Source organism: Palleronia salina (genome assembly GCF_900141995.1).
Classification (GTDB): Bacteria; Pseudomonadota; Alphaproteobacteria; order Rhodobacterales; family Rhodobacteraceae; genus Palleronia; species Palleronia salina.
The window spans coordinates 20,130-45,298 of record NZ_FQZA01000007.1 but is presented as its reverse complement, the minus strand read 5'-3'; the positions used below and the strand labels follow the sequence as shown (position 1 = coordinate 45,298).

Annotated in this window: 25 protein-coding genes and 1 pseudogene; 5 read left to right on the top strand and 21 right to left on the bottom strand. The window is 69.0% G+C overall.

What is annotated here, in order from left to right:
• Positions 1-51: 51 nt before the first annotated feature.
• The 11 genes from BUB76_RS11135 to BUB76_RS11085 all read right to left on the bottom strand — a co-directional run bounded on the left by BUB76_RS11135 (position 52) and on the right by BUB76_RS11085 (position 8,252).
• Positions 52-459, bottom strand: coding sequence for a DUF5333 domain-containing protein (locus tag BUB76_RS11135; RefSeq protein ID WP_073128865.1), 408 nt, complete (start codon positions 457-459; stop codon positions 52-54).
• A gap of 121 nt (positions 460-580) precedes the next feature.
• Positions 581-931: a hypothetical protein gene (locus BUB76_RS11130; RefSeq protein ID WP_073128864.1), complete on the bottom strand. Its 351-nt coding sequence runs from the start codon at positions 929-931 to the stop codon at positions 581-583.
• An 83-nt stretch (positions 932-1,014) separates the two neighbouring features.
• A complete protein-coding gene (locus BUB76_RS11125) occupies positions 1,015-1,494 on the bottom strand; it encodes an EF-hand domain-containing protein (RefSeq protein ID WP_073128863.1) in 480 nt (159 codons plus the stop codon).
• Positions 1,491-2,789, bottom strand: a complete 1,299-nt coding sequence (gene nuoF, locus BUB76_RS11120) for an NADH-quinone oxidoreductase subunit NuoF (protein WP_073128862.1) — start codon at positions 2,787-2,789, stop codon at positions 1,491-1,493. The genes BUB76_RS11125 and nuoF overlap by 4 nt, the downstream gene beginning before the upstream one ends.
• A gap of 79 nt (positions 2,790-2,868) precedes the next feature.
• Positions 2,869-3,102: a DUF5337 domain-containing protein gene (locus BUB76_RS11115; protein ID WP_084140632.1), complete on the bottom strand. Its 234-nt coding sequence runs from the start codon at positions 3,100-3,102 to the stop codon at positions 2,869-2,871.
• Between the two features lie 48 nt (positions 3,103-3,150).
• Positions 3,151-3,924, bottom strand: a complete 774-nt coding sequence (locus tag BUB76_RS18150) for a helix-hairpin-helix domain-containing protein (RefSeq protein WP_236737904.1) — start codon at positions 3,922-3,924, stop codon at positions 3,151-3,153.
• A 62-nt stretch (positions 3,925-3,986) separates the two neighbouring features.
• Positions 3,987-5,288 carry an NADH-quinone oxidoreductase subunit E gene (locus tag BUB76_RS11105; protein ID WP_073128859.1) on the bottom strand — a complete coding sequence of 434 codons (1,302 nt, stop codon included), beginning with the start codon at positions 5,286-5,288 and terminating at the stop codon, positions 3,987-3,989.
• A gap of 17 nt (positions 5,289-5,305) precedes the next feature.
• On the bottom strand, positions 5,306-5,788 hold the full coding sequence (locus tag BUB76_RS11100) for a hypothetical protein (RefSeq protein WP_073128858.1): 483 nt from the start codon (positions 5,786-5,788) through the stop codon (positions 5,306-5,308).
• Entirely contained in the window at positions 5,788-7,005 is a 1,218-nt protein-coding gene (locus BUB76_RS11095; protein ID WP_073128857.1) for an NADH-quinone oxidoreductase subunit D, read from the bottom strand. Before BUB76_RS11095 ends, BUB76_RS11100 begins: the two co-directional genes overlap by 1 nt.
• 79 nt (positions 7,006-7,084) lie before the next feature.
• Entirely contained in the window at positions 7,085-7,693 is a 609-nt protein-coding gene (locus BUB76_RS11090; RefSeq protein WP_073128856.1) for an NADH-quinone oxidoreductase subunit C, read from the bottom strand.
• Between the two features lie 10 nt (positions 7,694-7,703).
• The gene (locus tag BUB76_RS11085) at positions 7,704-8,252 is read right to left on the bottom strand and encodes a NuoB/complex I 20 kDa subunit family protein (protein WP_073128855.1); all 549 of its coding nucleotides are present in this window, start codon (positions 8,250-8,252) and stop codon (positions 7,704-7,706) included.
• 171 nt (positions 8,253-8,423) lie between these two features.
• Between BUB76_RS11085 and BUB76_RS11080 the strand changes: the two genes are divergently transcribed.
• A complete protein-coding gene (locus BUB76_RS11080) occupies positions 8,424-9,146 on the top strand; it encodes a hypothetical protein (protein WP_139250853.1) in 723 nt (240 codons plus the stop codon).
• Positions 9,147-9,199: 53 nt separating this feature from the next.
• Here the strand turns inward: BUB76_RS11080 and ndhC are convergent, their stop codons facing one another.
• The 8 genes from ndhC to BUB76_RS11040 form a co-directional block, all read right to left on the bottom strand.
• On the bottom strand, positions 9,200-9,568 hold the full coding sequence (gene ndhC / locus BUB76_RS11075) for an NADH-quinone oxidoreductase subunit A (RefSeq protein WP_073128967.1): 369 nt from the start codon (positions 9,566-9,568) through the stop codon (positions 9,200-9,202).
• Positions 9,569-9,682: 114 nt separating this feature from the next.
• Positions 9,683-10,348, bottom strand: a complete 666-nt coding sequence (locus BUB76_RS11070) for a glutathione S-transferase family protein (RefSeq protein WP_073128853.1) — start codon at positions 10,346-10,348, stop codon at positions 9,683-9,685.
• A gap of 69 nt (positions 10,349-10,417) precedes the next feature.
• The gene (locus tag BUB76_RS11065; RefSeq protein WP_073128852.1) at positions 10,418-12,352 is read right to left on the bottom strand and encodes an acetyl/propionyl/methylcrotonyl-CoA carboxylase subunit alpha; all 1,935 of its coding nucleotides are present in this window, start codon (positions 12,350-12,352) and stop codon (positions 10,418-10,420) included.
• Positions 12,334-13,317 (bottom strand): NAD(P)H-dependent flavin oxidoreductase, encoded by a 984-nt coding sequence (locus BUB76_RS11060; protein WP_308417675.1) that lies wholly within the window; start codon positions 13,315-13,317, stop codon positions 12,334-12,336. The genes BUB76_RS11065 and BUB76_RS11060 overlap by 19 nt, the downstream gene beginning before the upstream one ends.
• Positions 13,318-13,450: 133 nt before the next feature.
• Positions 13,451-15,055 carry a carboxyl transferase domain-containing protein gene (locus BUB76_RS11055; RefSeq protein WP_073128850.1) on the bottom strand — a complete coding sequence of 535 codons (1,605 nt, stop codon included), beginning with the start codon at positions 15,053-15,055 and terminating at the stop codon, positions 13,451-13,453.
• 245 nt (positions 15,056-15,300) lie between these two features.
• The gene (locus BUB76_RS11050) at positions 15,301-15,585 is read right to left on the bottom strand and encodes a hypothetical protein (RefSeq protein ID WP_139250852.1); all 285 of its coding nucleotides are present in this window, start codon (positions 15,583-15,585) and stop codon (positions 15,301-15,303) included.
• Positions 15,582-16,745: an acyl-CoA dehydrogenase family protein gene (locus tag BUB76_RS11045; protein WP_073128848.1), complete on the bottom strand. Its 1,164-nt coding sequence runs from the start codon at positions 16,743-16,745 to the stop codon at positions 15,582-15,584. The genes BUB76_RS11050 and BUB76_RS11045 overlap by 4 nt, the downstream gene beginning before the upstream one ends.
• Before the next feature lie 79 nt (positions 16,746-16,824).
• Positions 16,825-17,499 carry an HAD-IA family hydrolase gene (locus BUB76_RS11040; protein ID WP_073128847.1) on the bottom strand — a complete coding sequence of 225 codons (675 nt, stop codon included), beginning with the start codon at positions 17,497-17,499 and terminating at the stop codon, positions 16,825-16,827.
• A 99-nt stretch (positions 17,500-17,598) separates the two neighbouring features.
• Between BUB76_RS11040 and glmU the strand changes: the two genes are divergently transcribed.
• Together glmU and glmS are read left to right on the top strand one after the other, a co-directional pair.
• The gene (glmU, locus tag BUB76_RS11035; protein ID WP_073128846.1) at positions 17,599-18,948 is read left to right on the top strand and encodes a bifunctional UDP-N-acetylglucosamine diphosphorylase/glucosamine-1-phosphate N-acetyltransferase GlmU; all 1,350 of its coding nucleotides are present in this window, start codon (positions 17,599-17,601) and stop codon (positions 18,946-18,948) included.
• 1 nt (position 18,949) lies between these two features.
• A complete protein-coding gene (glmS, locus tag BUB76_RS11030; protein ID WP_073128845.1) occupies positions 18,950-20,761 on the top strand; it encodes a glutamine--fructose-6-phosphate transaminase (isomerizing) in 1,812 nt (603 codons plus the stop codon).
• Between the two features lie 4 nt (positions 20,762-20,765).
• On the opposite strand, the gene BUB76_RS11025 is transcribed toward glmS, so the two are convergent.
• Both BUB76_RS11025 and BUB76_RS11020 read right to left on the bottom strand, forming a co-directional pair.
• Positions 20,766-22,376 carry an AMP-binding protein gene (locus tag BUB76_RS11025; protein WP_073128844.1) on the bottom strand — a complete coding sequence of 537 codons (1,611 nt, stop codon included), beginning with the start codon at positions 22,374-22,376 and terminating at the stop codon, positions 20,766-20,768.
• Positions 22,376-22,870 (bottom strand): hypothetical protein, encoded by a 495-nt coding sequence (locus BUB76_RS11020; protein WP_073128843.1) that lies wholly within the window; start codon positions 22,868-22,870, stop codon positions 22,376-22,378. Before BUB76_RS11020 ends, BUB76_RS11025 begins: the two co-directional genes overlap by 1 nt.
• Before the next feature lie 86 nt (positions 22,871-22,956).
• Here BUB76_RS11020 and moaA point away from each other — a divergent pair, with 86 nt between their 5' ends.
• Together moaA and BUB76_RS18145 are read left to right on the top strand one after the other, a co-directional pair.
• Positions 22,957-23,961, top strand: a complete 1,005-nt coding sequence (moaA, locus tag BUB76_RS11015) for a GTP 3',8-cyclase MoaA (protein WP_073128966.1) — start codon at positions 22,957-22,959, stop codon at positions 23,959-23,961.
• A pseudogene (locus tag BUB76_RS18145) lies at positions 23,958-24,584 on the top strand (3-deoxy-D-manno-octulosonic acid transferase); the annotation flags it as partial. The gene moaA and the pseudogene BUB76_RS18145, both read left to right, overlap by 4 nt.
• Between the last annotated feature and the right edge of the window lie 585 nt (positions 24,585-25,169).

Genomic DNA, 25,169 nt, shown 5'->3' with positions numbered 1-25,169 from the left:
GCGCATTTTCCGCACCGCGCCCGCCGATTGGCCGCGGCGCGGCGGCCGGGATCAATCCCTGAGCAGGCGTCCCGCCGGGGTGCCGCGCGCGATTTCCTCGCGCCCGATCTTGCAGTAGCCCGAGGTCTGGCCTGGAACGGCGCCGCGGGCCTGCAGCTCGGCGTTGACCTCGGCGCGCAGGGCGTCCTTGGCGGCGTCGTTGTCTTCCAGCGCCTTCACGTCGGCCTCGGTGTAGCCCTGTTCGCGGGCGTATTGCTCGAGGTCCTTCAGGGCCGAGTAGGCCCGGATCAGCCGGGGGGAAATCTGCGGGCAGTTCTTGCGGATCTCGTCCGCGAGGCCGATGGCATAGAAGCCATCCCTCACCACCTGGTTCTGCTCGAGCGGAACCTGCTGGGCGGTCGCGGCCTGCCCGCCCAGGGCAAGCGCAGCGGCAAGGAAAAGGGATTTCGTAATTTTCATGGTCGTCTCCGGCGGCAACAGAATCAAGGGTCCGCACACATCAGCACCCGATCAGATAAAGGGGGGATGCTGCGCCCGCAATACAGACGACGCATTCGTGACCTGTGCGATGCCTTGCGGATCAGCGCGCCGCGCAGCGTCCCGAGACGACGGCCGTGCCGTCGGAATCGTAGCGAACGACCCAGTCCTCGGGCCCGCCATCGGTGCGCCAGTCGATCACTGAAGACCCGAAGCGGCGCAGGCAGTGGCGCGTGGCCGGAAAGCGCGCCGACTCGCGCCAGGCCTCGATCGGCGCGCCGCGCGTTGCGACGGAAACCGTGAAATCGGGCGATCGCCTGTCGCCGTTGAGGTTCGCGCCATAGGGAAGCGGCGTCTCGGGCTGCCATGTGGAGAACGGGTTGAGCCGTTGCACCGTGCCGCACCCGGCCAGGCCCGCGCATAGCAGCAAGATGATGGACAGCCGTGGCGTCACAAGATCACTCCCCTTACGCGGCCGCCCGCCGCACTCCGCTGCACTAGCGCGGCTTGGATAAAAGCGCAATTCCGCAGCGCGGACTAGCCCGCCAGGGCCGCGCGCATCGCGATGTTGTAAATGAATCCGCGGCTGTATTCGTCCATGGTCAGCGTCCCGTCGCCATCCAGGTCGGCGAAGTCGAAGGCCCGGTCGAAGCCGCTCCTGTGTTCGTCGGGCCCGATCCCGCCATCGCTGTCGCGGTCGAAAATGTCGAACATGATCGCCTGCGCGGTGTCGTAGGCCTGCTGGCGGCCGCGAAACTCGGCGATCTCGGTCATGCCAAGCCGGAACGACGCGATCTCGTCCAGCACCAGCCGGTCATCGCCGTCCCGGTCCAGCGTCTCGAACACCACGTCGCCATAGGTCGCCAGTTCGTCCGGGCTGATGACCTGGTCGTGGTTCGTGTCGATCGCGAAACCGATGAGCTCGATCTGCGCCCGCGCCGCGTCCGCCGGGGCCTGCGCCACGGCGGGCAGGCCCAGCAGGATCGCGGTGGCAAAGGCCAGGCTGCCGCGGATCATTCCGCCGCCACGGCGGGACGGGCCCCGCCGCGCTTTTGGGCGATGCGGTCCTCGATCTCGTGCCGGAAGTGACGGATCAGGCCCTGGATCGGCCAGGCGGCCGCGTCGCCCAGGGCGCAGATGGTGTGGCCCTCGACCTGCTTGGTCACGTCCAGCAGCATGTCGATCTCCGAGGGGTCCGCCTCGCCCTTCACCAGCCGGTCCATGACCCGCATCATCCAGCCCGTGCCCTCGCGGCAGGGCGTGCACTGGCCGCAGCTCTCATGCTTGTAGAAGGCCGAGAAGCGCCAGATCGCCTTGATCATGTCCACCGACTGATCCATCACGATGACCGCCGCGGTGCCGAGGCCCGACCGCTGCTCGCGCAGCCAGTCGAAATCCATGATCGCCTCTTCCCGCATGATCTTGGCGGGCAGGCACGGCACCGAGGACCCACCCGGCACCACCGCCTTGAGGTTGTCCCAGCCGCCGCGGATGCCGCCGCAATGCTTCTCGATCAGCTCTTCGAAGGTGATCGACATGGCCTCTTCGACCACGCAGGGATTGTTCACGTGGCCCGAGATGGCGAAAAGCTTGGTGCCCTTGTTGTTTTCCCGCCCGAACGAGCTGAACCACGACGCCCCGCGCCGCAGGATGGTGGGCACGACGGCAATGGATTCCACGTTGTTCACCGTGGTCGGGCAGCCGTAAAGGCCCGCCCCCGCCGGGAACGGCGGCTTCATCCGGGGCATGCCCTTCTTGCCCTCGAGGCTTTCCAGAAGGGCCGTCTCCTCGCCGCAGATATAGGCGCCCGCGCCGTGGACGAGATACAGGTCGAAATCCCAGCCTGACCCGGCGGCGTTCTTTCCCAGCAGCCCGTCGTCGTAGGCCGCGTCGATGGCGTTTTGCAGCGCCTCTTTCTCGCGGATGTATTCGCCCCGGATGTAGATGTAGCAGGCATGCGCGTTCATCGCGAAACTGGCGATCAGGCACCCCTCGATCAGGGTATGCGGATCGTGGCGCATGATCTCGCGGTCCTTGCAGGTGCCCGGCTCGGATTCGTCGGCGTTGACGACGAGGTAGGACGGGCGCCCGTCGGACTCCTTGGGCATGAACGACCACTTCAGCCCGGTGGGGAAGCCCGCGCCGCCGCGACCGCGCAGGCCGCTGTCCTTCATCTCCTGCACGATCCAGTCGCGGCCCTTCTTGATCAGGTCGGCCGTGCCGTCCCAGTGTCCGCGCGACTTCGCGCCCGCCAGGCTACGGTCCTTGCGGCCGTAGATATTGGTGAAGATGCGGTCCTTGTCGTCCAGCATGGTCTCTCGATCCTCGATCCTCGGCGGCCCGGTTCGGGCCACCCGTCGTTGCAATTCGGTGCCGGGTGCGCGCTGGGGGCTACCCGTCGTGTTCCTGGCTGCGGCGCCAGATCTGGTATGTGACCACCAGCGCCCAGATGAAAGCCGCAAGCGCCGCCAGGTCGAACAGGAAGACGAAGCGCGCGGGCAATCCCAGCTGGCCGCCGATGAACTGTGCGCCCATCCACAGCACCATGGTCACCGCCATGACGATGCCCACGTTGCGCGCCCTGCGCCCCAGGGCCAGGTCCTTCGGCCGCTTGTCTTCAGACATGGCACGAATACCGGGCGGCCGCGATGGGACCATCTGCCGCCCGACCCGTCATGCCGATCCGTTCTCGGATTTCTTCGAGAACTCGGTCTCGCCGCCCGCGGCAAGGATTTTGGCCTGACTCACCCATTCGTCGCGGCTGGCGCGGCCCTTGAAGCCTTCGAGGTTGTCATCGACCCAGGTCAACTCGGGGTCCGACCAGTTCGCGATCTGGTCGAAGTGATAGATGCCCATGTCGTGCAGCATCGCCTCGAGCTTTGGGCCGACACCCTTGATCTTCTTCAGGTCGTCGGGGCCGTCGCCGCGCGGCGCGTCGAGGCGCGTGGGCTCGGTCCCGGGCGAGCTGTCGACATCGGTCTTGGTGTCCCCGTTGTCGAAGGGCGTGCCCGACTGGTCGACGCCATGGGCATTCGAGACGTTCTCGGCCGCGCCCGCCGGCGCCCCGGCCTTTTCGTAGCGCCAATCGCCCTTGCGCGCGGCCAGCTCCTCTTCCCCCTTCAGAAGCGTGCCGGTCCGGACCTTGTGTCCGGCGCTGCCGGGCTCGACCCCCGCGGTTCCTGCCGGGCGGGTCACATCGCCCAGCTTGCCGTCGGGTGACGGCGTCAACGCGGCAGCTTTCGGAGCGGCCTCAACCGGTGAAGCGTCCTTGCCGTGGAAGCCCGAGAACAGGAAAACCGCCGCTGCGCCCGCGATCACGATCGCCATGAAAATCGCCGGGGACAGCGTGAAGCCCCCCAGCACCACAAGTGCAACGGCTGCGACGAATCCGATACCGCCGGAGATTGCCCCAACCAGCAGCATGGATCCCTGTGATTGCTTGCTCATCTTCACTCCATCCCTCTTTGCATGGCCGCTTTTCGACCCTGGGATCAGTATCTAGCGCGAAATCAGTCGTCTGTCGCCCCATCTGCCGCGAGAATGCGTGCCTGGCCCACCCAGTCATCTCGGATCACGCGCCCCTTGAAGCCGTCGAGGTTGCGATCGACCCAGGCGATTTCGGCCGGCGTCCAGGCCGCGACCTGGTCGAAATGGTGGAATCCCATCTCGTGCAGAAGCTCTTCCAGCTTGGGGCCGACGCCCTTGATCCGCTTCAGGTCATCCGCGCCACCGTCGCGTGGGGCATCCATGCCGGCGGGACGCTGCTCGTCGCCCTCGGCGATGTTCTCGGCAGCGGCGTTGTCGGCGCCACTATCTGCCGACAGGGGGCCCGTGCCCTCGCCCATCCGCTCGCGCCCCTCGCCCGGCTCGCCCGCAGCCGATCCGGCGGGCTTCATGCCGTCCTTCCCGGCCCGCTCGGGCGCGTCGGCGACGCTGCCCTCATCGGGGCGGCCGAGGTTCTTTTCGTCGGTTTCCTGCTTGGTCATGCCCTCGTCGCTGACCGGCGTGTCGGCGGCGGGCTGCTTGCCCGGCGTGGGTTCGTCGATCCCGCCCTTGGGGCCCAGCATGTCGTCGCGCACCTTCGGCGGGGTCGCCGCGCCCGGCTGTTTCAGGTCGCGCCACGGGGCGCGCAGCGGCACCTCGGTGCCGTCGATCCGTTTCAGCGTGTCGCCGATCTCGGTCGCCAGCGCGACGCTGGCATTGGTGTCGTGGTCGGGCTCACCGCCCAGGCTGGTCAGGCCCGAGGCGGGTTCCGACGCGCGGCGGCCGGATTGCGGCCCGGGGGTCGGCACCTCGCCCGCGGCCATCCGGTCGATGAGCGTCGCGAAGCTCTCGGTCGTCAGGTCCTCGTAGTAGTCCTTGCCGATCTGGGCCATGGGCGCGTTCGAACAGGCCCCGAGGCATTCGACCTCTTCCCACGAGAACTTGCCGTCCGCGCTCAGCTGATGGGGCTTCTTCGCGATCTTGTCCTTGCAGACCGCGATCAGGTCCTCGGCCCCGCAGATCATGCAGGAGGTCGTGCCGCAGACCTGGATATGCGCAACGGAACCAACGGGTTGCAGCTGGAACATGAAGTAGAAGGTCGCCACCTCGAGCACGCGGATATAGGCCATGTCGAGCATCCGGGCGATCTCTTCCATCGCCGGGCGTGTCAGCCAGCCCTCCTGCTCCTGCGCGCGCCACAGCAGAGGGATCACCGCGCTGGCCTGGCGGCCATCGGGATACTTGGTGATCTGCGCCTCGGCCCATTCCTGGTTGGCGGGCGTGAAGGCAAAGCTTTCGGGCTGGTCGGGGTGAAGGCGGCGAAGCATTACGGTGTCCTGTCAGCTCAGTTGATGGCGGCGGCGCGGCACAGCCGATCCGTCAGGATCGCCCGGCGACCGACCACTGAAACGGCGCCGCTGTCGTATAACGGTTGGATGATGGCTTGCAACTGCGCCTCGGCCAGACCGGTTTTCTCCGTGATGTCGGGCACCTGGCGTGCGTCTAACGTGCAGTCGTTGCGTGCGAACTCGGCGATCAGCTGGTCCTTGGGCGTCATCGCGGTGCCTTCGGGCGGGCACAGAGACGGCGGCACGCTCAGACGGCCCACGGCGTCCTCGGTCGCGGTGCCGTCCAGAAGCAGGCCGGTCAACGTCTCACGCACGAATTCCGGCGTGAAACCTTCGGGACCGAACGTGTCAGCCACCTCCTGCGGGCCGACCGAACAACCACGTTCGGCCAGGACGGCGAACAGCGCCTCTTCGGTTTGCTCGGCCGCGGCCGCCATGGGCAGGCCGCAGGCCAGGGCCGCGATGCAAAGCCCGCGCATCAACGGTCGATTTCGCCGAAGACCACGTCCAGCGTCCCGATGATCGCCGAGACGTCGGCCAGCTGGTGCCCTTTCGAGATATGGTCCATGGCCTGCAGGTGCAGGTACCCGGGCGCGCGCAGCTTGGCGCGGTAGGGCCGGTTCGTGCCGTCGGCCACCATGTAGACGCCGAACTCGCCCTTGGGCGCCTCGACCGCGGCATAGGCCTCACCGGCGGGCACATGGAAACCCTCGGTATACAGCTTGAAGTGGTGAATCAGCGCTTCCATCGAGGTCTTCATGTCGCCGCGCGTCGGCGGGCTGAGCTTGCCGCGATGCATGATCGGGCCCTGCCCGTCCTCGGCGCGAAGCTTCTCGCAGGCCTGGCGGATGATCTTCACGCTTTCGCGCATCTCGGCCATGCGGACGAGGTACCGGTCGTAGCAGTCGCCGTTCTTGCCCACGGGGATCTGGAAGTCGAACTCGTCGTAGCACTCGTAGGGCTGTGCGCGACGCAGGTCCCAGGCCAGTCCCGACCCGCGCACCATGACGCCCGAAAAGCCCCAGTCCTGGATTTCCTGTTCGTTGACGATCCCGATATCGGCATTGCGCTGCTTGAAGATGCGGTTCTCGGTCAGCAGCTCGTCGATATCGTCCATGACCTTCAGGAACGGGTCGCACCACGCCTCGATATCGTCGATCAGCTCGGGCGGCAGGTCCTGGTGGACGCCGCCGGGACGGAAATACGCGGCGTGCAGCCGGGCCCCGCAGGCGCGTTCATAGAAGACCATGAGCTTCTCGCGCTCTTCAAAGCCCCAGAGCGGCGGGGTCAGCGCGCCCACATCCATGGCCTGCGTCGTGACGTTCAGCAGGTGCGACAGGATGCGGCCGATCTCCGAGTAAAGCACGCGGATCAGCGACGCGCGGCGCGGCACCTCGGTGCCGGTCAGCTTCTCGATCGCCAGGCACCAAGCGTGCTCCTGGTTCATGGGCGACACGTAGTCCAACCGGTCCAGATAGGGCAGGTTCTGAAGATACGTGCGGCTTTCCATCAGCTTCTCGGTCCCGCGGTGCAGCAGGCCGATATGCGGGTCGCACCGCTCGACGATCTCGCCGTCCAGCTCGAGCACCAGCCGCAAAACACCATGTGCCGCAGGGTGTTGCGGGCCGAAGTTGATGTTGAAGTTGCGGATCTTCTGCTCGCCCGTCAGGGCATCTTCGAATTTCTGGTCTTTCATGGTCCTCGACCTCCAGCGGGTGCGCGGGCCCTATCGGGCCACGGGCGCAGCATGTGTCAAAGGCGACGCGCGCACCGCGTCAGCCCTGTGCCTCGGCCTTGTCGTCGCCGGGCAGAACGTAATTGGCGCCCTCCCACGGGCTCATGAAATCGAACTGGCGGTATTCCTGGACGAGGCTCACCGGCTCGTAGACCACGCGCTTGGTCACCTCGTCGTACCGCACCTCGGTATAGCCGGTGGTGGGGAAATCCTTGCGCAGCGGGTGCCCGCGGAAGCCATAGTCGGTCAGCAGGCGGCGCAGGTCGGGATGGCCCGCGAAGAGCACGCCGAACATGTCGAAGACCTCGCGCTCGAACCAGTTGGCCGAGGGGTGCACGTTGATGATCGACGGGGCGATCTCGTCCTCGCGCACCTCGGCCTTCAGGCGGATGCGGTGGTTCTGGTACATCGACAGGAAGTGGTAGACGAGGTCGAACCGCGCCTCGCGCGACGGGTAGTCCACGGCGGTCAGGTCGACCAGCGTGGAGAACTGGCAGGTCCGGTCGGTCTTCAGGAACTCGACCATGCTGACAAGGCTCGACAGCGCCACATGCACCGTCAGCTCGCCCAGCGCGATCTCGTAATCCAGCACGCAATCGGGGCGCTTGGACTTGATGTGCTCGCCCAGGTTTTCCAGGTTCTCGGCCATGTTGCCCCCCTTAGCGGCTGATCGTGCCGGTGCGGCGAATCTTGCGCTGCAATTGCAGGATTCCGTACAGCAGCGCCTCGGCCGTCGGCGGGCAGCCGGGCACGTAGATGTCGACGGGAATGACGCGGTCGCAGCCGCGCACCACCGAATAGCTGTAGTGGTAGTAACCGCCGCCATTGGCGCAGCTGCCCATGGAGATCACGTAACGCGGCTCGGGCATCTGGTCGTAGACCTTGCGCAGCGCGGGCGCCATCTTGTTGGTCAGCGTGCCCGCCACGATCATCACGTCCGACTGGCGCGGAGAGGCGCGCGGCGCGACCCCGAAGCGTTCGGCGTCATAGCGCGGCATCGAGGTGTGCATCATCTCGACCGCGCAACAGGCCAGCCCGAAGGTCATCCAGTGAAGCGAGCCGGTGCGCGCCCAGTTGATGATGTCCTCGGACGTGGTGACGAGAAAGCCCTTGTCCTGCAGTTCCCGGTTCAGCGTCTGGGTCGCAACCTCGCGGTCGGCCCCGGCTGTATTGGCTCCGTAAGGATTGGCGGGGGTGGCAACACCCATGTGACATCTCCGGTTGCTGATCTTTTGCGGGCGTCGGTGACTGCCCTGTCCTTGCAAAACTAGGTAGTCGCAAAGGACCATAGCGTCAACGCGCCCCCGCTGCGTCAATCCCGCCGGACCCGCGGCGCCACGCCGCCTTGCCGGGCAAGGCAAAGGGGCCAGATGCCGCGCATGAACAGCCTGACCGACACCCTTTCGCCGCTTCTGGCCCCCATCGCCCGGCGCGAAGCCGTGCTTTTTCGCGGCATTGGATGGATATTGCTGGCCTTCAGCCTGTTCGCCTTCGCACAGAAACTGGTCGTCGTGCCCGATCGGATCGAAAGATACACGCCGCTTGTCACGCTGCACGGCGCGGTCATGCTGGGCTGGCTGGGCCTGTTCACCCTGCAGGCCGAATTGCAGGCGCGCGGGCGCTTGGGCTGGCACAAGACCCTCGGCGTCTTCAGCGCCCTGCTCGTCGGGGTCGCGGTCTGGACCGGGTTCATCGTCAGCCGCGATTTCTCGGGCGAGGCCGACATGATCGAGGTGTTCCTGGCGAACCTCGTCCACCTTTCCGGCCTCGCGATCTTCTGGGCTGCCGGGGTGGTGGCCGCCATCCGGCACCGCATCGACATCCACCGCCGAATGATGCTGCTGGCCGCGCTGGCCATCCTCTCGCCCCCGATCAGCCGGGTGACGCAGACGCTCGGGCTGCCCAACGGCATGGCGGCGGTGCTGCACCTGGGGCTGGTCCTTGCGCTGCCCGCGATTTACGACCTCGCCACGCGGGGCCGGCTGCACCGCGGCACGCTTGCAGCCTTCGCGGTCATCTTCGTGCTGTCGGGCCTGGCGGGGGCCGCCGGAGTGATCCCGCCGTGGAACGCGGCCGTGTCGGCCTATCTGGGGCTGTCCTGAAACGAAAACGCCGCCCCGGGGGACGGCGTCTCGATCAATCCGCTACGGCAGGATCACTCCCACTCGAGCGCGCCCTTCTTCCATTCGTAGGCAAAGCCCACGGTCAGCACGCCCAGGAAGACCATCATCGACCAGAAGGCCGCGTCGGTCATGACGTTGAAGCTGACCGCCCACGGGAACAGGAAGGCGATCTCGAGGTCGAAGATGATGAACAGGATCGACACGAGGTAGAACCGCACGTCGAACTTCATCCGCGCGTCGTCGAAGGCGTTGAAGCCGCATTCGTAGGCGCTGACCTTCTCGGCATCGGGATTGCGCACGGCCAGGATGGCGGCCGCCAGGATCAGGATAAGGCCAAGGGCGACAGCCAGGCCCAGCAGGATCATGATGGGCAGGTATTCGCGGGACAGGACGACATCCATGGGATCGGACACCTTCTGGGTTGCGGCGCCGGACCCGGCGCGGTTGTCTTTTGCCTAGCCTCCGGGCGGCCGGGCGTCAACGTGGCACGGGGCGCGCGCGCCCCGGGGCAAGGCTCACTCCCAGGGGGGATAGAAGTCACGCTCGAACAGCAGCTCGGCGCCCTCCGGCGGCAAGGCGCTCTGGAAGGTTTCGCGCTCGGTGATCTGGTCGTACCAGCGTTTGACCTCGGGGAAGCCGTCGAGCGGGGCAAAGTGCCGCGCCATGTAGACCGCCTGCCCCACCGAGATGTCGGCGGCCGAAAACCCACTGGTCAGCAGGTAGTCCCGATTCTCGACCGGGGTCGACAGGCGGCCCTCGATCGCGGCGTAGCATTTCTTCAGCCGCGCGGCCTCGATCTTCATCACCGTGGGCGAGCGCATGGAGTCCTCGTAGAGGATCACGTGCTGCTGGGTCAGGGCCGCGGCATGCTGGCTGATGGTCTCGGCGAAATGCACCCAGGTCAGGAATTCCGGCCGGTCGATATCGCCCGGCGGACGGCCCAGCCCGTGTTCGGGGAAGCGTTCGCACAGGACCTCGGTGATGGCGCCGCTTTCCCAGATCACGTCGCCGTCCAGTTCCAGCGCGGGCACGCGGCCGGCGGGGTTCAGTGACAGGTATTCGGGGTCGCGCAGGGACTGGTCGAAAGGCCGCACGCGCAACTGGAACTCGACATCCAGCTCGTGCAGCAGCCACAGGATCCGCATGGACCGGGTCTGGTGGCAATGGTGCAGGGTGATCATCTCGGGCTCCGTCGCGGCACTCGCGCGGACGCTACCAGCGCCCCGCGCGGGATGCCACCGCACAGCGGCTCATATCTCGGCGAGCCGGATCAGCGCGTCGCCGGCTGCCACCTGGCTGCCCTGTTCGACCAGAATTTCGGCAATTTTCCCCGCGCGTTCGGCCCTCAGGACGTGCTCCATCTTCATCGCCTCGAGCACGGCCAGCGCATCGCCCACGGCCACCTCGGCGCCCTCGGCCACGTGAACGGCACGCAAGAGGCCCGGCATAGGGGCCTGGACGACGTCGGCCCCCGGCCCCGCCGCCGCGTCGCGGTCCAGCGGGTCGATCACGCGGAAGGCGTGGCCGGGGCCCGACGGCACCACGACCAGCGCGCCCGACCGCAGCGGAGCGGGCATGCGCCGCCCGTCGACCCACCACGCGTCCCCTTGCCACAGCAGACGCACCGGGCCGTCCGGCCCCCCGGAGACCACGCGCGACTGCCCGCCCTCGCAAAGCACATTCAGCATCACGCGGTCTTCGCCGTGGGCCAGCACGACCGGTTGGCCGACCCCCTGCCACAGCGCAAAGCCCTGCAGCCGATCGCCCGGTATCTCCAGCCCCAGCGCGGCCAGGGCGGCCATCGCGATCTCGGCGCCGCCGGGCGCGGGCGTTCGCGTCAACGCCGAAAGGTCGCGGTCGATCAGCCCGGTGTCGACCTGCCCCGCGCGGAAGCCATCGTGGTCCACCAGCGCCTGGAGGAAGGCCTTGTTGGTCACGGTGCCGCCCACCACCAGGCGTTCCAGCCCCCGGGCCATGCGACCAAGCGCAGCGTCCCGGGTGTCGCCATGGGCGATCAGCTTGGCGATCATCGGGTCGTAGTGGGGGCTGATCGGGTCCCCCTCGCGCACGCCGGTCTCGACCCTCAGGCCCTCGGGGAAGCGCAGGGCGGCCAGTGTCCCGGTCGCCGGCAGGAAGCCCGCGGCGACATCCTCGGCATAAAGCCGCACCTCGACCGCGTGGCCCCGGATCGCGAGGGCATCCTGAGCCACCGGCAGCCCCTCGCCCGCCGCGACGCGCAGCTGCCATTCCACCAGGTCGTGGCCGGTGATCGCCTCGGTCACCGGGTGCTCGACCTGGAGGCGGGTGTTCATCTCCATGAAATAGAAGCTGTCCTCGTCCAGCGTGCCGCCATCGACGATGAACTCGACGGTCCCGGCGCCTGCATAGCCGATGGCCTCGGCGGCGCGGACGGCCGCCGCACCCATGGCGGCGCGCACGCTTGCGGACATACCCGGGGCGGGCGCCTCTTCCACCACTTTCTGGTGGCGCCGCTGAAGCGAGCAGTCCCGCTCGAACAGGTGCAGCGCGTGGGTGCCGTCGCCGAAGACCTGCACCTCGATATGGCGCGGGCGGGACACGAACTTCTCGACCAGCACAGCATCGTTGCCGAAAGCGCCCCGCGCCTCGGACCGGGCGCTGTCCAGCGCGGCGGCGAAGTCCGCTGCCCGGTCCACGCGGCGCATGCCCTTGCCGCCGCCGCCCGCCACGGCCTTGATCAGCACGGGGTACCCGATCTCGTCCGCCGCCTTGGCCAGGGTATCGGCGTCCTGGTTTGACCCATGGTATCCCGGCACGACAGGCACGCCGGCCTCGACCATCAACGCCTTGGCGGCATCCTTCAGGCCCATCTTGCGGATCGCCTCCGCCGACGGGCCGATGAAGACGAGGCCAGCCGCCTCGACCGCGTCGACGAAATCCGGGTTCTCGCTCAGGAAGCCGTAGCCGGGATGGATCGCCTCGGCCCCCGTCGCCCGTGCCGCCGCGATGATGGCGTCGCCGCGCAGGTAGCTTTCGGCCGGCGCCGCGCCGCCGATATGGACCGCGCGGTCGGCCATGCAGACGTGGCGCGCGCCCGCGTCGGCGTCCGAATAGACGGCAACGGTCGCGATGCCCAGCCGGCGGCAGGTGTCGATGACGCGGCAGGCGATCTCGCCGCGATTGGCGATCAGGATGGTGCGGAACACGTCTCACTCCTTCGCGGGGCGTCCCGCAGCAAATCTTCGGCCTCGGCCACGACGCGGGCCAGTATGTCGGCTGCGGGCAAACGGTCGCCGATCAGGCCCACCGCCTCGCCCACCACGGGGCTGGCGGCTTCGGCGTCGCCGGATTGCATGGCCCGGACCCAGCCCGCACGGGCATCCGCGTCGTCGCGCAGCGCGGCGCCGCGACCGTCCCAGCGGTCGGTGAACGCCGTGCGCAACGTGCGGATGGCGTAGGCGCCCGGCCAGTTCAGCCCCCGCGCGGCATCGGGCAGGTCCCCCTTCACGGTGCAGTCGCCATCGGCCGCCAGCGCGGCGTCGACCAGGCCGGGGGCCACCAGAGCCTCGGATGCCGCCCAGAACCGGCTGCCCAGCATCACGCCATCGGCTCCCAGCATCAGAGCGGCGGCCATCCCGCGCCCGTCCGCGATGCCACCCGCGGCCACGAGCACGACATCGGGCGCCTCGGCGGCCAGCAGGTCGGCGATCTCGGGCACCAGCGCCATGGTCCCGCGCGCCGCGCCGTGGCCGCCCGCCTCCCCGCCCTGCGCAACGAGCACGGCCGCCCCCGCCGCGATGGCCCGGCGGGCGTGGGCCACGCCTTGCACCTGGCAGATCAGCGGCACGTCCGCCGCGTGGATCGCGTCCGCGAACGGCACCGGGTCGCCGAAGGACAGCAGCAGCGCGCGCGGCCGCAGGTCCAGCGCCCTGTCCAGCGTTTCGGGCGTCAGCGACCAGGTGATGAACCCCACGCCCACCGGCGCATCGGCCAGCGCCATTTCGCGCGCGACGACATCCGGGTCACCGTAGCCCCCGCCGACAAGCCCGAGCCCCCCCGCCCGGCTGACCGCCGCGGCCAGCGCGCCGCCGGACACGCCCGCCATGGGCGCCAGAACCACCGGGGCGTCCAGCCCGAACAGGTCCGACAGCCGGGACCGGATCACAGCCACACCCCGCGGGCCCTGCGCCGAACAGCCGATCCGTCCCGCCCGCCCGCGGCATCACTGGTCTTCAAATACTCACGGCGCACCGCCCGGAAGCAGCGCGGCATCGCCGCGATGTCCTGTCGCCCGCGATCCATCCTCACATCCGGAACACGCCGAAGCGCGTCTCGCGGATCGGCGCGTTGCACGCGGCCGCAAGGCTCAGCGACAGCACGTCGCGCGCGCGGCGCGGATCGATCACGCCATCGTCCCAGAGCCGGGCACTGGCATAAAGCGGATGCGACTGCCGCTCGAACTGGTCCTCGATGGGCGCCTTGAACGCGGCCTCGTCCTCGGCCGACCAGCTCTCGCCGCGCGCCTCCTTCTGGGCGCGCGTCACGGTCGCCAGCACGCCCGCGGCCTGCGGACCGCCCATGGTCGAGATCCGGCTGTTCGGCCACGTCCACAGGAAACGCGGCGAATAGGCCCGCCCGGCCATGCCGTAATTGCCCGCCCCGAAGCTGCCGCCGATCAGCATGGTGATCTTCGGCACCGACGTGGTGCTCACGGCGGTCACCAGCTTCGCGCCGTGCCGGGCGATGCCCTCGTTCTCGTAGCGCTGGCCGACCATGAAGCCGGTGATGTTCTGCAGGAAAACCAGGGGAACGCGCCGTTGAGAACACAGCTCGACGAAATGCGCGCCCTTCTGCGCGGCCTCGGAGAACAGCACGCCGTTATTGGCGACGATGCCCACCGGCCAGCCGTCCACATGGGCAAAACCGCAGACCAGCGTGTCGCCGAACCGTGCCTTGAACGGGTCGAAGCGCGAGCCGTCCACCAGCCGCGCGATGACCTCGTGCACGTCGTAGGGTGTGGTCAGCGCCTTCGGCACGACCCCCAGCAGCTCGGCGGGATCGTGGGCCGGGGCCTCCGGCGTTTGGCGGGCCACCGTGACCTGCGGCGCGGCCCCGAGGCTTGCCACCGCCTGCCGCGCCAGCGCCAGCGCATGGGCATCGTCCTCGGCCAGCGCGTCGGCCACGCCCGACAGCCGCGTGTGCACGTCGCCGCCGCCCAGGGCCTCGGCATCCACCACTTCGCCGGTGGCCATCTTCACCAGCGGCGGGCCGGCCAGGAAAATGGTGCCCTGGTCGCGCACGATGATGGTCACGTCCGACATGGCCGGCACGTAGGCGCCCCCGGCGGTGCAGGATCCCATGACAACGGCGATCTGGGCGATGCCCGCCGCGCTCATCCGCGCCTGGTTGTAGAAGATGCGCCCGAAATGATCCCGGTCCGGGAACACGTCGTCCTGCAAGGTCAGGTTCGCGCCGCCCGAATCCACGAGGTAGATGCAGGGCAGCGCGTTCTGCTCGGCGATTTCCTGGGCGCGCAGGTGCTTCTTCACCGTCATGGGGGTATAGGTCCCGCCCTTCACGGTGGCGTCGTTGGCCAGCACCATGCATTGCCGCCCGGCGACCCGCCCCACCCCGGCGATGGCACCCGCCGCAGGGGCCGCGCCGTCATACATGCCGTGGGCCGCGGTCAGGCCCACCTCGAGGAACGGCGACCCGGGGTCCAGCACCCCCGCGACCCGGTCGCGCGGCGCCATCTTGCCCCGCGCCACGTGGCGCGCGCGCGCCCGTTCGCCGCCGCCCGCCATCGCCGTGTCGGCGGCCGCGCGCACCTGCTCGAGCAAGCCCAGGTGATGCGCTTCGTTCTCGCGAAACGCTGCCGATCCGGTCAGGATCTTCGATCTGATCTGCAACCGAATTCCTCCCAAAGCCCGGCGAGCCGCAGGTTAGGCGGGGGCGCCGACAGCGGCAAGGCCCCGCGGGCCACTCCGATGCCGGGCCCGCCCGCCCCGGCCCAGCAAACGGTCGGCACGCTCCTGCCGCATCACTGGTCTGCAAATACCGCGGCGCGCCCTCCGCGCCAAAACGCGTGCGAAGCGGGGCGCGGTTCAGTCACCATCACTGGTCTTCAAATACTCAGGCAGGCCAACCGCCCGGCTCAGATCCCCGCCTCGGGCAGGTCGATCTCGAAGCCCAGGCGCGACACGCCGATCACCCGCCGCTCGGGGCCGTCGCAGGTGATGCGCAGCCAGACCCTCCCCTGTCCCGGCACGGCGACGCATTGTTCGGCGCGTCCCCCGGTCTCTTCCGCCCAGCGCTCGGCGTGGAGGGCGATCACCGCGCCCTCGTCCAGCCGGACCGCGCGCAGTCCCAGCACCAGCCCGAGGCCCAGCGCCGTGGCAGCCAGCGCGACCAGCACCACGACCACCGGTCCGCGCCTCATCCCATCCGGGCCATGAGTTCGCGGCCCACCAGCATGCGCCGAATCTCGGAGGTGCCGGCGCCGATCTCCATGAGCTTCGCGTCGCGGAAGATGCGGGCCACGGGGGCGTCGGCGAGGAAGCCCGCGCCGCCCAGCGCCTGCACCGCCTGGTGGGCGACCTTCATCGCCTCCTCGCTGGCATAAAGAACGCAGGCCGCCGCGTCCTGCCGGGTGACGCGGCCCGCGTCGCAGGCGCGCGCGACCTCGTAGACATAGGCCCGCGCGCTGTTCATGGCGGTATACATGTCCGCGATCTTGCCCTGCATCAGCTGGAAATTCCCGATCCGCTGACCGAATTGCTTGCGCTCGGCCATGTAGGGCATCACCTCGTCCAGGCAGGCGGCCATGATGCCGGTGCCGATCCCCGACAGGACGACCCGTTCGTAGTCCAGCCCCGACATCAGAACGGCGACGCCGCCGCCTTCTTCGCCCAGGACGTTCTCGAACGGCACCTCGACCGCGTCGAAGATCAGCTCGGCCGTGTTCGAGCCGCGCATCCCCAGCTTGTCGAAATGCGACGAGGTGGTGAAGCCGGTCATGGTCTTCTCGATCAGGAAGGCCGTGATCCCGCGCGATTTCGCCTCGGGGTCGGTCTTGGCATACACCACCAGCGTGTCGGCGTCGGGGCCGTTGGTGATCCAGTACTTCGTGCCCGACAGGCGGTAGTGATCGTTGCGCTTCTCGGCCTTCAGCGACATCGACACCACGTCCGACCCCGCCCCCGCCTCGGACATGGCCAAAGCGCCGACATTCTGCCCCGAGATCAGCGCGGGCAGATAGCGTGCCTTCTGCTCGGAAGTACCGTTCAGCGCGATCTGGTTCACGCAGAGGTTTGAATGCGCGCCATAGCTCAGGCTGACCGAGGCGCTCGCGCGCGCGATTTCCTCCACCGCGATCACGTGGGCCAAATATCCCATCCCCGCGCCGCCCTCGGCCTCGGGCACGGTGATGCCCAGCAGGCCCAGCTCGCCCATCTCGGGCCAGAGCTCGGGCGGGAAGCTGTTCGAGCGGTCGATCTCGGCCGCCATGGGTTTCACCCGCTCCTGCGCCCAGGCGTGCACCATGTCGCGCATGGCGTTGATGTCCTCGCCCAGATCGAACGTCATCGAGCCCGTGAACATGCCCGCTCCTCCCTTTGGTTTCCGCCACAGTATCGCCGGCGCCGCCGGGCGCAAATTTTCGATCCGAAAATTTGGCCGCTCAGCCCAGAAGGCGGTCCACAAGGTCGGGCAGATCGTCGAAATGATCCAGCAGCGCCTCGGGCGCAAGGCGCGCGATGTCGCGGCCCTCGGGGCCGAAGGTGACCAGCACCGACGGCACGCCCGCGTTGCGCGACGTGGTGCGGTCGGTCTCGGTATCGCCCACCAAAAGCGTGCGGTCTCGCGCGCCGCCGGCCAGGTCCACCGCCTCCCACAAATGGGCGGGATCCGGCTTGCGCACCGGCAGGCTGTCGGCGCCCACCAGGGGGCCGAAATGGTCGCGCACACCCAGCGCGCGCAGCAGCTTGTCGGCCAGCCCGAAGGGCTTGTTGGTGGCGATGCCCAGCGCGACGCCGCGCCCGCGCAGGGCCTCGGCAGCCTCGACTGCGCCGGGATAGAAGTGAGAGTGCACGCACACCGCCCGGTCGTAATGGGCCAGCAGGCCCGGGTACTCGCGATCGACCACCGTCTCGTCCACCGCACCGGTCCGGCCCAGCCCCAGCCGCAGCATGGCGCGCGCCCCGCGGAACGCGGTGGCCTTGTCGGCCTCCGGGTCCAGCAGATCGCCCAGCCCCATGTCGCGGAACGACGCGTTCGCGGCGGCGATCAGGTCGGCGCCGGTGTCGACCAGCGTGCCGTCGAGGTCGAAGATCACGGTCTGTCGCGATGCGCTCATGCCAAGGTAACTCGGCGAAACGGGTTGTGATGGCAAGCGGGATTGCACCCCGGCGCGGCCTGCGGCACACAACCGCAAGATCCACGGGAAAGGGTGCCGATGCCGTCTCATCTTGTCGTTCTGGCCGCGGGCGCGGGCACGCGGATGCAATCGGACCTGCCGAAGGTCCTGCACCAGATCGGCCACGCGCCGCTCTTCGCCCATGCACTGGCCTCGGCCGTCACGCTCGAGCCGGGACGCCGGGTTCTGGTCGCGGGGCACGGCGCGGACGCGGTGCGCAAGGCCGCCGCCGAAACCGATCCCGACCTCCAGGTGGTTCTGCAATCCGAACAACTGGGCACCGGACATGCCGTGGCGCAGGCGCGCGCGGCGCTGGAGGGGGCCGAGGGCGATGTCTTCGTGCTTTACGGCGACACGCCCTTCATCCGTCCCGAAACGCTGACCCGGATGGCCGAGGCCCGCCGCGACGGCGCCGCCGTCGTGGTGCTGGGCTTCGAGGCCGCCGACCCCGGCCGCTATGGCCGGCTGAAGATGGCGGGCGACCGGCTTGAGGCCATCGTCGAGTTCAAGGACGCGTCCGAGGACGAGCGGGCCATCACGCTGTGCAACTCGGGCGTCATCTGCGCCGATGCGGCCGTGCTGTTCGACCTGATCGACGCGGTGGGCAACGACAACGCCAGCGGCGAATATTACCTGACCGACATCGTCGCCATCGCCCGCGCGCAGGGCATGCACGCCACCGCCGTGACCTGCCCCGAGGCCGAGACGATGGGCATCAACACCCGCGCCGAGCTTGCCCGGGCCGAGGCGCTGTTCCAGTCCCGCAAGCGCGACGCGGCGCTGGAGAACGGCGTCACGCTGACCGCGCCGGACACCGTCTATTTCGCCCACGATACCGAGCTGGGCCGCGATGCGGTGGTCGAGCCGCACGTGGTTTTCGGCCCCGGCGTGACGGTCGAGTCGGGCGCGACCATCCGCGCCTTCAGCCACCTGGAGGGCTGCCACGTGGGCGCCGACGCGGTGGTCGGCCCCTACGCCCGCCTGCGCCCCGGCGCCGAGCTGGGCAATGGCGCGAAGGTCGGCAATTTCGTCGAGATCAAGTCGGCCGAGCTGGGCGAAGGCGCCAAGGTCAACCACCTCAGCTATATCGGCGACGCCCGGGTGGGCGCGGCCGCGAATATCGGGGCGGGCACCATCACCTGCAATTACGACGGGGTCTTCAAGCACCAGACCACGATCGGGGAACGGGCCTTCATCGGGTCGAACACCATGCTGGTCGCCCCGGTCAAGGTCGGCGACGAGGCGATGACCGGCTCGGGCTCGGTCATCACGTCGGACGTGCCCGACGGCGCGCTGGCCCTTGGCCGGGCGCGTCAGTTGAACAAGGACGGCTTCGCCCGCAAGCTGATGGCGCGGCTGAAGGCCGCGAAAAGCAAGAGGACCAACTAGCATGTGCGGCATCGTCGGCGTTCTGGGCAAGCACGAGGTCTCGCCCCTTCTGGTCGAGGCGCTGAAGCGCCTGGAATACCGCGGCTACGACAGCGCCGGCATCGCCACGGTGGACGACGGCCATCTCGACCGGCGCCGCGCCGTGGGCAAGCTCATCAATCTCAGCGACACGCTGGTGCGCGATCCGCTGCCCGGCAAGTCCGGCATCGGCCATACCCGCTGGGCCACCCACGGCGCACCGACCGAGGTCAACGCCCACCCGCATCGCGCGGGCCCGGTTGCGGTGGTGCACAACGGGATCATCGAGAATTTCGAGACGCTTCGGGCCGAGCTGAAGGCTCAGAACTTCGGCGCCGAGACGGATACCGATACCGAGACCATCGCGCTGCTGGCGCAAAGCTATCTCGAGGACGGCGCGACCCCCGACGAAGCCGTGGCACAGACCCTGCAGCGGCTGGAAGGCGCGTTCGCGCTTGCCTTCCTGTTCGACGGGCACGACGACCTGATGATCGCGGCGCGGCGCGGCAGCCCGCTGGCCATCAGCCTGGATGATGGCGAGGCCTATGTCGGGTCGGACGCCATCGCGCTGGCGCCCATGACCGATCACCTGACCTATCTCGAGGAAGGCGACTGGGCGGTTCTGACCCGCAACTCGGTCCAGATCTACGACGCCCACAACCAGCCGGTGGAGCGTCCCAGCGAGCCGATCACGCCCGAGGCGGGCCGCGTCGAAAAGGGGGGCCACCGCCACTGGATGGCCAAGGAAATCGCCGAGCAGCCGGCGGTTCTGGACCAGGCGCTACAGCACTACATCCGCGACGCCGACCTGGTGATGCCGAACGACGCCGTCGATTTCGCCAAGGTCAACCGCGTGGTGATGGTCGCCTGCGGCACGGCCTACTATGCCTGTCTCGTGGCGAAATACTGGATCGAGCGGCTGGCCAACCTGCCGGTCGAGGTCGATGTGGCCTCGGAATTCCGCTATCGCGAGCCGCCGATCCCCGAGGGCACGCTGGCCGTCTTCGTCAGCCAGTCGGGCGAGACGGCCGATACCCTGGCCGCCCTGAACTATTGCAAGGGCAAATGCCCCATCGTCGCGGTGGTGAATGTCGAGGGATCTTCGATCGCGCGCGCGGCGGACGTGGTGCTGCCCATCCTCGCGGGCCGCGAGATCGGGGTCGCGTCGACCAAGGCCTTCACCTGCCAGCTGGCCGTGCTCGCGGTCCTCGCCCTGAAGGCGGCGCGCGATCGCGGCACGCTGACGGCCGAGCAGATGGACGCGCATCTCGACACGCTCACCCGGATCCCGGCGCTGATCGCCCAGGCCCTGAACATCGAGGACGAGCTGCGCGATATCGCCCGCGATCTGTCCGAGGCGCGCGACATCCTGTTCCTGGGGCGCGGCGCGATGTATCCGCTGGCGCTCGAAGGGGCACTGAAACTCAAGGAAATCAGTTACATCCACGCCGAAGGTTATGCGTCGGGCGAATTGAAACACGGGCCCATCGCCTTGGTGGACGACAGCGTGCCCGTCATCGTCTTCGCCCCCACCGACCCGCTGTTCGGCAAGACCGTCAGCAACATGCAGGAGGTTATGGCCCGCGGCGGCAAGGTCGTCTTGGTCAGCGACACCCAGGGTCTGTCGTCGCAGCGGACGACCTGGCACACGGCGCAGATGCCCGATGTGGCCGAGCTGTGGGCGCCGATCCTCTATGCCGTGCCCGCGCAGCTGCTGGCCTATCACACCGCCATCGCCAAGGGCACCGACGTGGACCAGCCACGCAACCTGGCGAAATCTGTGACGGTGGAGTGATCCGCTAGGCGCTGTCGTCGCGCAGCGCGCGGCGCATGATCTTGCCCGTGGCCGTGACCGGCAGGCTGTCGCGCAGATGCACGGCCCTGGGCGCCATGTGCGGGCTGAGCGCACTGCGCACATGGTCGATGAGCGTGGCTTCGATGTCCGCAGGGTCGACCCCGCCGGCCAGCACCACGAAGGCGGTCACCGCCTCACCCCGCTGGGCATCGGGCAGGCCCACGACGGCGGCCGCCGCCACGGCCGGGTGCGCGCAGAGGCAGCCCTCGATCTCGGACGGGCCGATGCGGTAGCCGCTGGAATTGATCACGTCGTCGTCGCGCGACACGAAGGCGACGTAGCCGTCCCGGTCCATCCGCCCCAGGTCGCCGGTGCGCATCCAGTCGCCCGCGAACTTCTCGGCCGTCTTCTCGGGCCGGTTCCAATACCGCAGGAACATGCCGGGATCGGGCTGCCGCACCGCGATCTCGCCCAGCTGGTCCAGCACCGGGGTGCCGCCCGCGTCGATCACCGCGACGTCGTGGCCGGGCACCGCGCGGCCCATGTAGCCCTGCTTTTGCACCCCCCGCGCGGCGTCCGAGGCGACGACGAGGTTGCACTCGGTCTGGCCGTAAAGCTCGTTGATCTCCGCGCCGAGCGTCTCGCGCCCCCAGCCGATCAGGTCGGCGCCCAGCGCCTCGCCCCCCGACCCGATGGACCGCACGGCGACGCCTTGCGGCACCGGCACCGTCCGCATGGCCCGAAGCGCGGCGGGCGGCAGAAACAGGCGCGTGACGCGCTCGCGCGCGATCAGGTCCCACGCGGCCCCGGCGTCGAATTTGCGCATCCGGTGGCTGATCAGGCGCACGCCGTAGTAAAGGGACGGCATGGCCAGGTCCATGAGGCCGCCGATCCACGCCCAGTCGGCGGGCGTCCAGCCCACGTCGTCCGGCAACGGCAGGTCGGCGTGGTTGACCTCCATGCAGGGCAGATGCCCGAGCAGGAAGCGATGGGCGTGGAGGACACCCTTGGGCGGCCCGGTGGTGCCGGACGTGTAGATCATCATGGCCGGGTCGTCGGCGGCGGTATCGACCGACCGGGCAATCGGATCGGTCGCCGCGACCAGCGCGTCCAGCGCCGGCACGCCCTGCCCCGGATCGGTGCAGAGCAGGTGTTCGAGGTCGGGCAAGTCGTCGCGCAGGCCGGTGAGCTTCGGCAGGTTCGCGCCATCGGTGATCGCGACCTTCGCCGCGCTGTCGGCCAGCCGGAACCGAAGGGCCTCGGGGCCGAACAGCGTGAACAGCGGCAGCGAGACGGCGCCCAGCTTCATCGCCGCGAAATGCCCCAGCATGACCTCGGGGCCCTGGCTCAGCAGCAGCGCCACCCGCTCGCCGCGGCCCACGCCCCGTGCCGCCAGCGCCGCCGCCAGCCGGTCCGAGGCGTCCTTCAGGGCGGCATAGGTCCAGTCCGTCACCGCGCCGTTCGCGCCCACGTGACGCAAGGCCACGCGGTCGGGCGCCAGCGCGGCCCAGCTGTCGCAACAGCGCTCGGCGATGTTCAGCCGGTCGGGAATATCCCAGGCGAAGGCGGCGCGATCGGGCGGCAGAATGCGCCGGTCGCGCCCCGCGTCGTCCATCAGTTGGCGTAGACGACCAGCGTCGGCAGGTCGGTCAGCGGCGCCTCGAGCAGGCGCATGGCCGCCAGCGATACCTGGCTGCCGCCGTCACCGTCCAGCGGCCGCAGCTCAACCACCGCCGAGGTGCCGCGCACCGGGTATTCCAGCCGGCCCGACTGCTGCGCATCCACCAGCGAGGTCTTGATCCAAAGGCCGGGCTGTGTCGGATCGCCCAGCGAGGCGACGACCTCGCCCAAACGTTGCTCGCCCCCGCTGGGCGCGGCGCTCGCGGCGGTCCTCTGCTCGTCGGTGACGGTGTCGAAATCGTCGGCGGTGCGCGACCCGCTTGCCGGTGGCGGGGCGCTGACGATCTCGGCGATTTCCTCGGGCGGGGGTGGTGCCGCCTCGGCCTGGGGCGCCGGTGAAGACGACCCACCGCCCTGGAAAACCGAGGACACGCGGGCGCAGCCCGACAACGAAAGGGCGACCGCGCCCAGGATCAAGAATACTTTCATGTGTTCCAAGCTAGGTCCTGCGGCGCGCCTTGCCAACGACCAAAGGAGGCTTGCGGGCCGACTGCGCGACCCTTAGCTTCCCCACCATGACTGCACCCCTCATCGACCCGTTCCAGCGCGCGATCTCGTACCTGCGCGTCTCCGTCACCGACCGCTGCGATTTTCGCTGCGTCTATTGCATGGCCGAGAACATGCAGTTCCTGCCCAAGAAGGAATTGCTGACGCTCGAAGAGCTCGACCGCATGTGTTCGACCTTCGTCCGGCTGGGGGTAAAGAAGCTGCGCATCACCGGCGGCGAGCCCTTGGTGCGCCGCGATATCATGACCTTCTTCCGCTCCATGTCCCGGCACCTGGACAGCGGCGACCTGCACGAGCTGACGCTCACCACCAACGGATCGCAGCTGCATCGCTTCGCCGAGGACCTGTATGCCGCCGGCGTGCGCCGGGTGAACGTCTCGCTCGACACGCTGGACGAGGACAAGTTCGCCCGCGTGACCCGCTGGGGCCGCCTGCCGCAGGTGCTGAAGGGGATCGACGCCGCGCTGGCCGCCGGGCTGAAGGTCAAGATCAACACCGTCGCGCTCAAGGGCTTCAACGAGGACGAATTGTTCGCGCTGACCGAGTGGTGCGCCGATCGCGGCATGGACCTGACCTTCATCGAGGTCATGCCCATGGGCGATTTGGGCAACGAGGACCGCGTCGGCCAGTACTGGTCGCTGAAGGACCTGCGCGGCCAACTGGCCGAGCGCTATACCCTGTCCGATATCCCCAAGCGCACCGGCGGCCCGGCACGCTACGCCAAGATCGAGGAGACGGGCCAGGATATCGGCTTCATCACGCCGCTGACGCATAATTTCTGCGAAAGCTGCAACCGCGTGCGGCTGACCTGCACGGGCGAGCTCTACATGTGCCTCGGGCAGGAAGACATGGCCGACCTGCGCGCCCCGCTGCGCGCCTCCGACGACGACCGGGTGCTGGAACAGGCGATCCGCGCCGCGATCTCGCTGAAGCCGAAGGGCCATGATTTCGACTATTCGCGCCAGCGCGCGGATGGCCAGATGACCCGGCACATGAGCCACACGGGCGGATGAGCCTGCCCGGCCGGGCGCTCTACGCACTGTACCGGGTGCTGGCGGCGGGGATCGCGCCCGCCGCGTATCGCCGGGATGCCGACAAGCTGACTTCGCAAGGCGTGCCCGGGGATCGGTTGGCCGAACGCCGGGGATTGCAGTCGGGTAACCGCCCGGCGGGACGTGTCATCTGGGTCCACGCCGTGTCGGTGGGCGAGGCGATGTCGATCCTCCCCCTCGCCCAGCGCCTGTCGCGGGACGCCACCGTGGTCCTGACGACCACCACCGCCACGTCGGCCCGGATGGTGGCCGCCCGCGCGCCCGACCTGGTCCACCGCTTCGCGCCGCTCGACACCGGGCGCGCCGTGCGGCGGTTCCTGGACCACTGGCGCCCGGACCTGCTGGTGCTCACGGAATCCGAGCTCTGGCCCCGGCAGATCACCGAAGCGCACGACCGCGCCATTCCCGTCGCGCTGGTCGGCGCGCGCCTATCGGGCCGGTCGCTGCGCCGCTGGCAGAAGCTGCGCCCCCTGGCCCGCCACATGCTGGACCGGATCGGCCTGATCCTCGCCCAAGATGAGCGGACGGCGCGGGGCCTGCGGGAGCTCGGTGCGCGGGACGACCGGCTGCGCGTGATCGGCACGTTGAAGACGGCCGCCGATCCGCTGCCCGTGGACACCGCCCGGCTGGACGAGATGCAGGGCGCGCTGGCGGGTCGGCCCGTCTGGGTCGCGGCCTCGACCCACCCGGGGGAAGAGGTCATTGCCGCCGAGGCGCATCGCACCCTCCTGAACGACCGCCCCGACCTGCTGCTGATCCTCGTCCCCCGCCACCCCGAGCGTGGGGACGCCATCGCGGCCGAGCTGCAGGACCGGGGGTTCTGGGTCACCCAACGCTCGACCGCCGCGCTGCCAGACGCGCGGTGCCAGATCTACCTGGCCGATACGCTGGGCGAGCTCGGGCTGTGGTTCTCGCTCGCCCCCGCGGCCTTCGTCGGCGGCTCGTTCACCGACATGGGCGGCCACAACCCGGTGGAGCCCGCGCAGCTCGGCTGCCACGCGGTGACGGGGCCGCACATCACCAACGCCGCCGACATCTACGCGGCCCTGGTCGATCAGGGCGCCGCGACCGTGATAGACGATCCGGCGCAGTTGCCCGCCGCGATCGCGCCCTTCCTCGACGGCGACCGCGCCGGTGCCGCCGAATTGCAGGCCCCGGACCTCGACGCG

What these genes read in the sequence shown, in the direction of transcription:
- BUB76_RS11135 (WP_073128865.1), bottom strand. Translation starts at nt 459, where the DNA reads ATGAAAATTACGAAATCCCTTTTCCTTGCCGCTGCGCTTGCCCTGGGC.
- BUB76_RS11125 (WP_073128863.1), bottom strand. Translation starts at nt 1,494, where the DNA reads ATGATCCGCGGCAGCCTGGCCTTTGCCACCGCGATCCTGCTGGGCCTG.
- nuoF (WP_073128862.1), bottom strand. Translation starts at nt 2,789, where the DNA reads ATGCTGGACGACAAGGACCGCATCTTCACCAATATCTACGGCCGCAAG.
- BUB76_RS11115 (WP_084140632.1), bottom strand. Translation starts at nt 3,102, where the DNA reads ATGTCTGAAGACAAGCGGCCGAAGGACCTGGCCCTGGGGCGCAGGGCG.
- BUB76_RS18150 (WP_236737904.1), bottom strand. Translation starts at nt 3,924, where the DNA reads ATGAGCAAGCAATCACAGGGATCCATGCTGCTGGTTGGGGCAATCTCC.
- BUB76_RS11105 (WP_073128859.1), bottom strand. Translation starts at nt 5,288, where the DNA reads ATGCTTCGCCGCCTTCACCCCGACCAGCCCGAAAGCTTTGCCTTCACG.
- BUB76_RS11100 (WP_073128858.1), bottom strand. Translation starts at nt 5,788, where the DNA reads ATGCGCGGGCTTTGCATCGCGGCCCTGGCCTGCGGCCTGCCCATGGCG.
- BUB76_RS11095 (WP_073128857.1), bottom strand. Translation starts at nt 7,005, where the DNA reads ATGAAAGACCAGAAATTCGAAGATGCCCTGACGGGCGAGCAGAAGATC.
- BUB76_RS11090 (WP_073128856.1), bottom strand. Translation starts at nt 7,693, where the DNA reads ATGGCCGAGAACCTGGAAAACCTGGGCGAGCACATCAAGTCCAAGCGC.
- BUB76_RS11085 (WP_073128855.1), bottom strand. Translation starts at nt 8,252, where the DNA reads ATGGGTGTTGCCACCCCCGCCAATCCTTACGGAGCCAATACAGCCGGG.
- BUB76_RS11080 (WP_139250853.1), top strand. Translation starts at nt 8,424, where the DNA reads ATGAACAGCCTGACCGACACCCTTTCGCCGCTTCTGGCCCCCATCGCC.
- ndhC (WP_073128967.1), bottom strand. Translation starts at nt 9,568, where the DNA reads ATGGATGTCGTCCTGTCCCGCGAATACCTGCCCATCATGATCCTGCTG.
- BUB76_RS11070 (WP_073128853.1), bottom strand. Translation starts at nt 10,348, where the DNA reads ATGATCACCCTGCACCATTGCCACCAGACCCGGTCCATGCGGATCCTG.
- BUB76_RS11050 (WP_139250852.1), bottom strand. Translation starts at nt 15,585, where the DNA reads ATGAGGCGCGGACCGGTGGTCGTGGTGCTGGTCGCGCTGGCTGCCACG.
- BUB76_RS11045 (WP_073128848.1), bottom strand. Translation starts at nt 16,745, where the DNA reads ATGTTCACGGGCTCGATGACGTTCGATCTGGGCGAGGACATCAACGCC.
- BUB76_RS11040 (WP_073128847.1), bottom strand. Translation starts at nt 17,499, where the DNA reads ATGAGCGCATCGCGACAGACCGTGATCTTCGACCTCGACGGCACGCTG.
- glmU (WP_073128846.1), top strand. Translation starts at nt 17,599, where the DNA reads ATGCCGTCTCATCTTGTCGTTCTGGCCGCGGGCGCGGGCACGCGGATG.
- glmS (WP_073128845.1), top strand. Translation starts at nt 18,950, where the DNA reads ATGTGCGGCATCGTCGGCGTTCTGGGCAAGCACGAGGTCTCGCCCCTT.
- BUB76_RS11025 (WP_073128844.1), bottom strand. Translation starts at nt 22,376, where the DNA reads ATGGACGACGCGGGGCGCGACCGGCGCATTCTGCCGCCCGATCGCGCC.
- BUB76_RS11020 (WP_073128843.1), bottom strand. Translation starts at nt 22,870, where the DNA reads ATGAAAGTATTCTTGATCCTGGGCGCGGTCGCCCTTTCGTTGTCGGGC.
- moaA (WP_073128966.1), top strand. Translation starts at nt 22,957, where the DNA reads ATGACTGCACCCCTCATCGACCCGTTCCAGCGCGCGATCTCGTACCTG.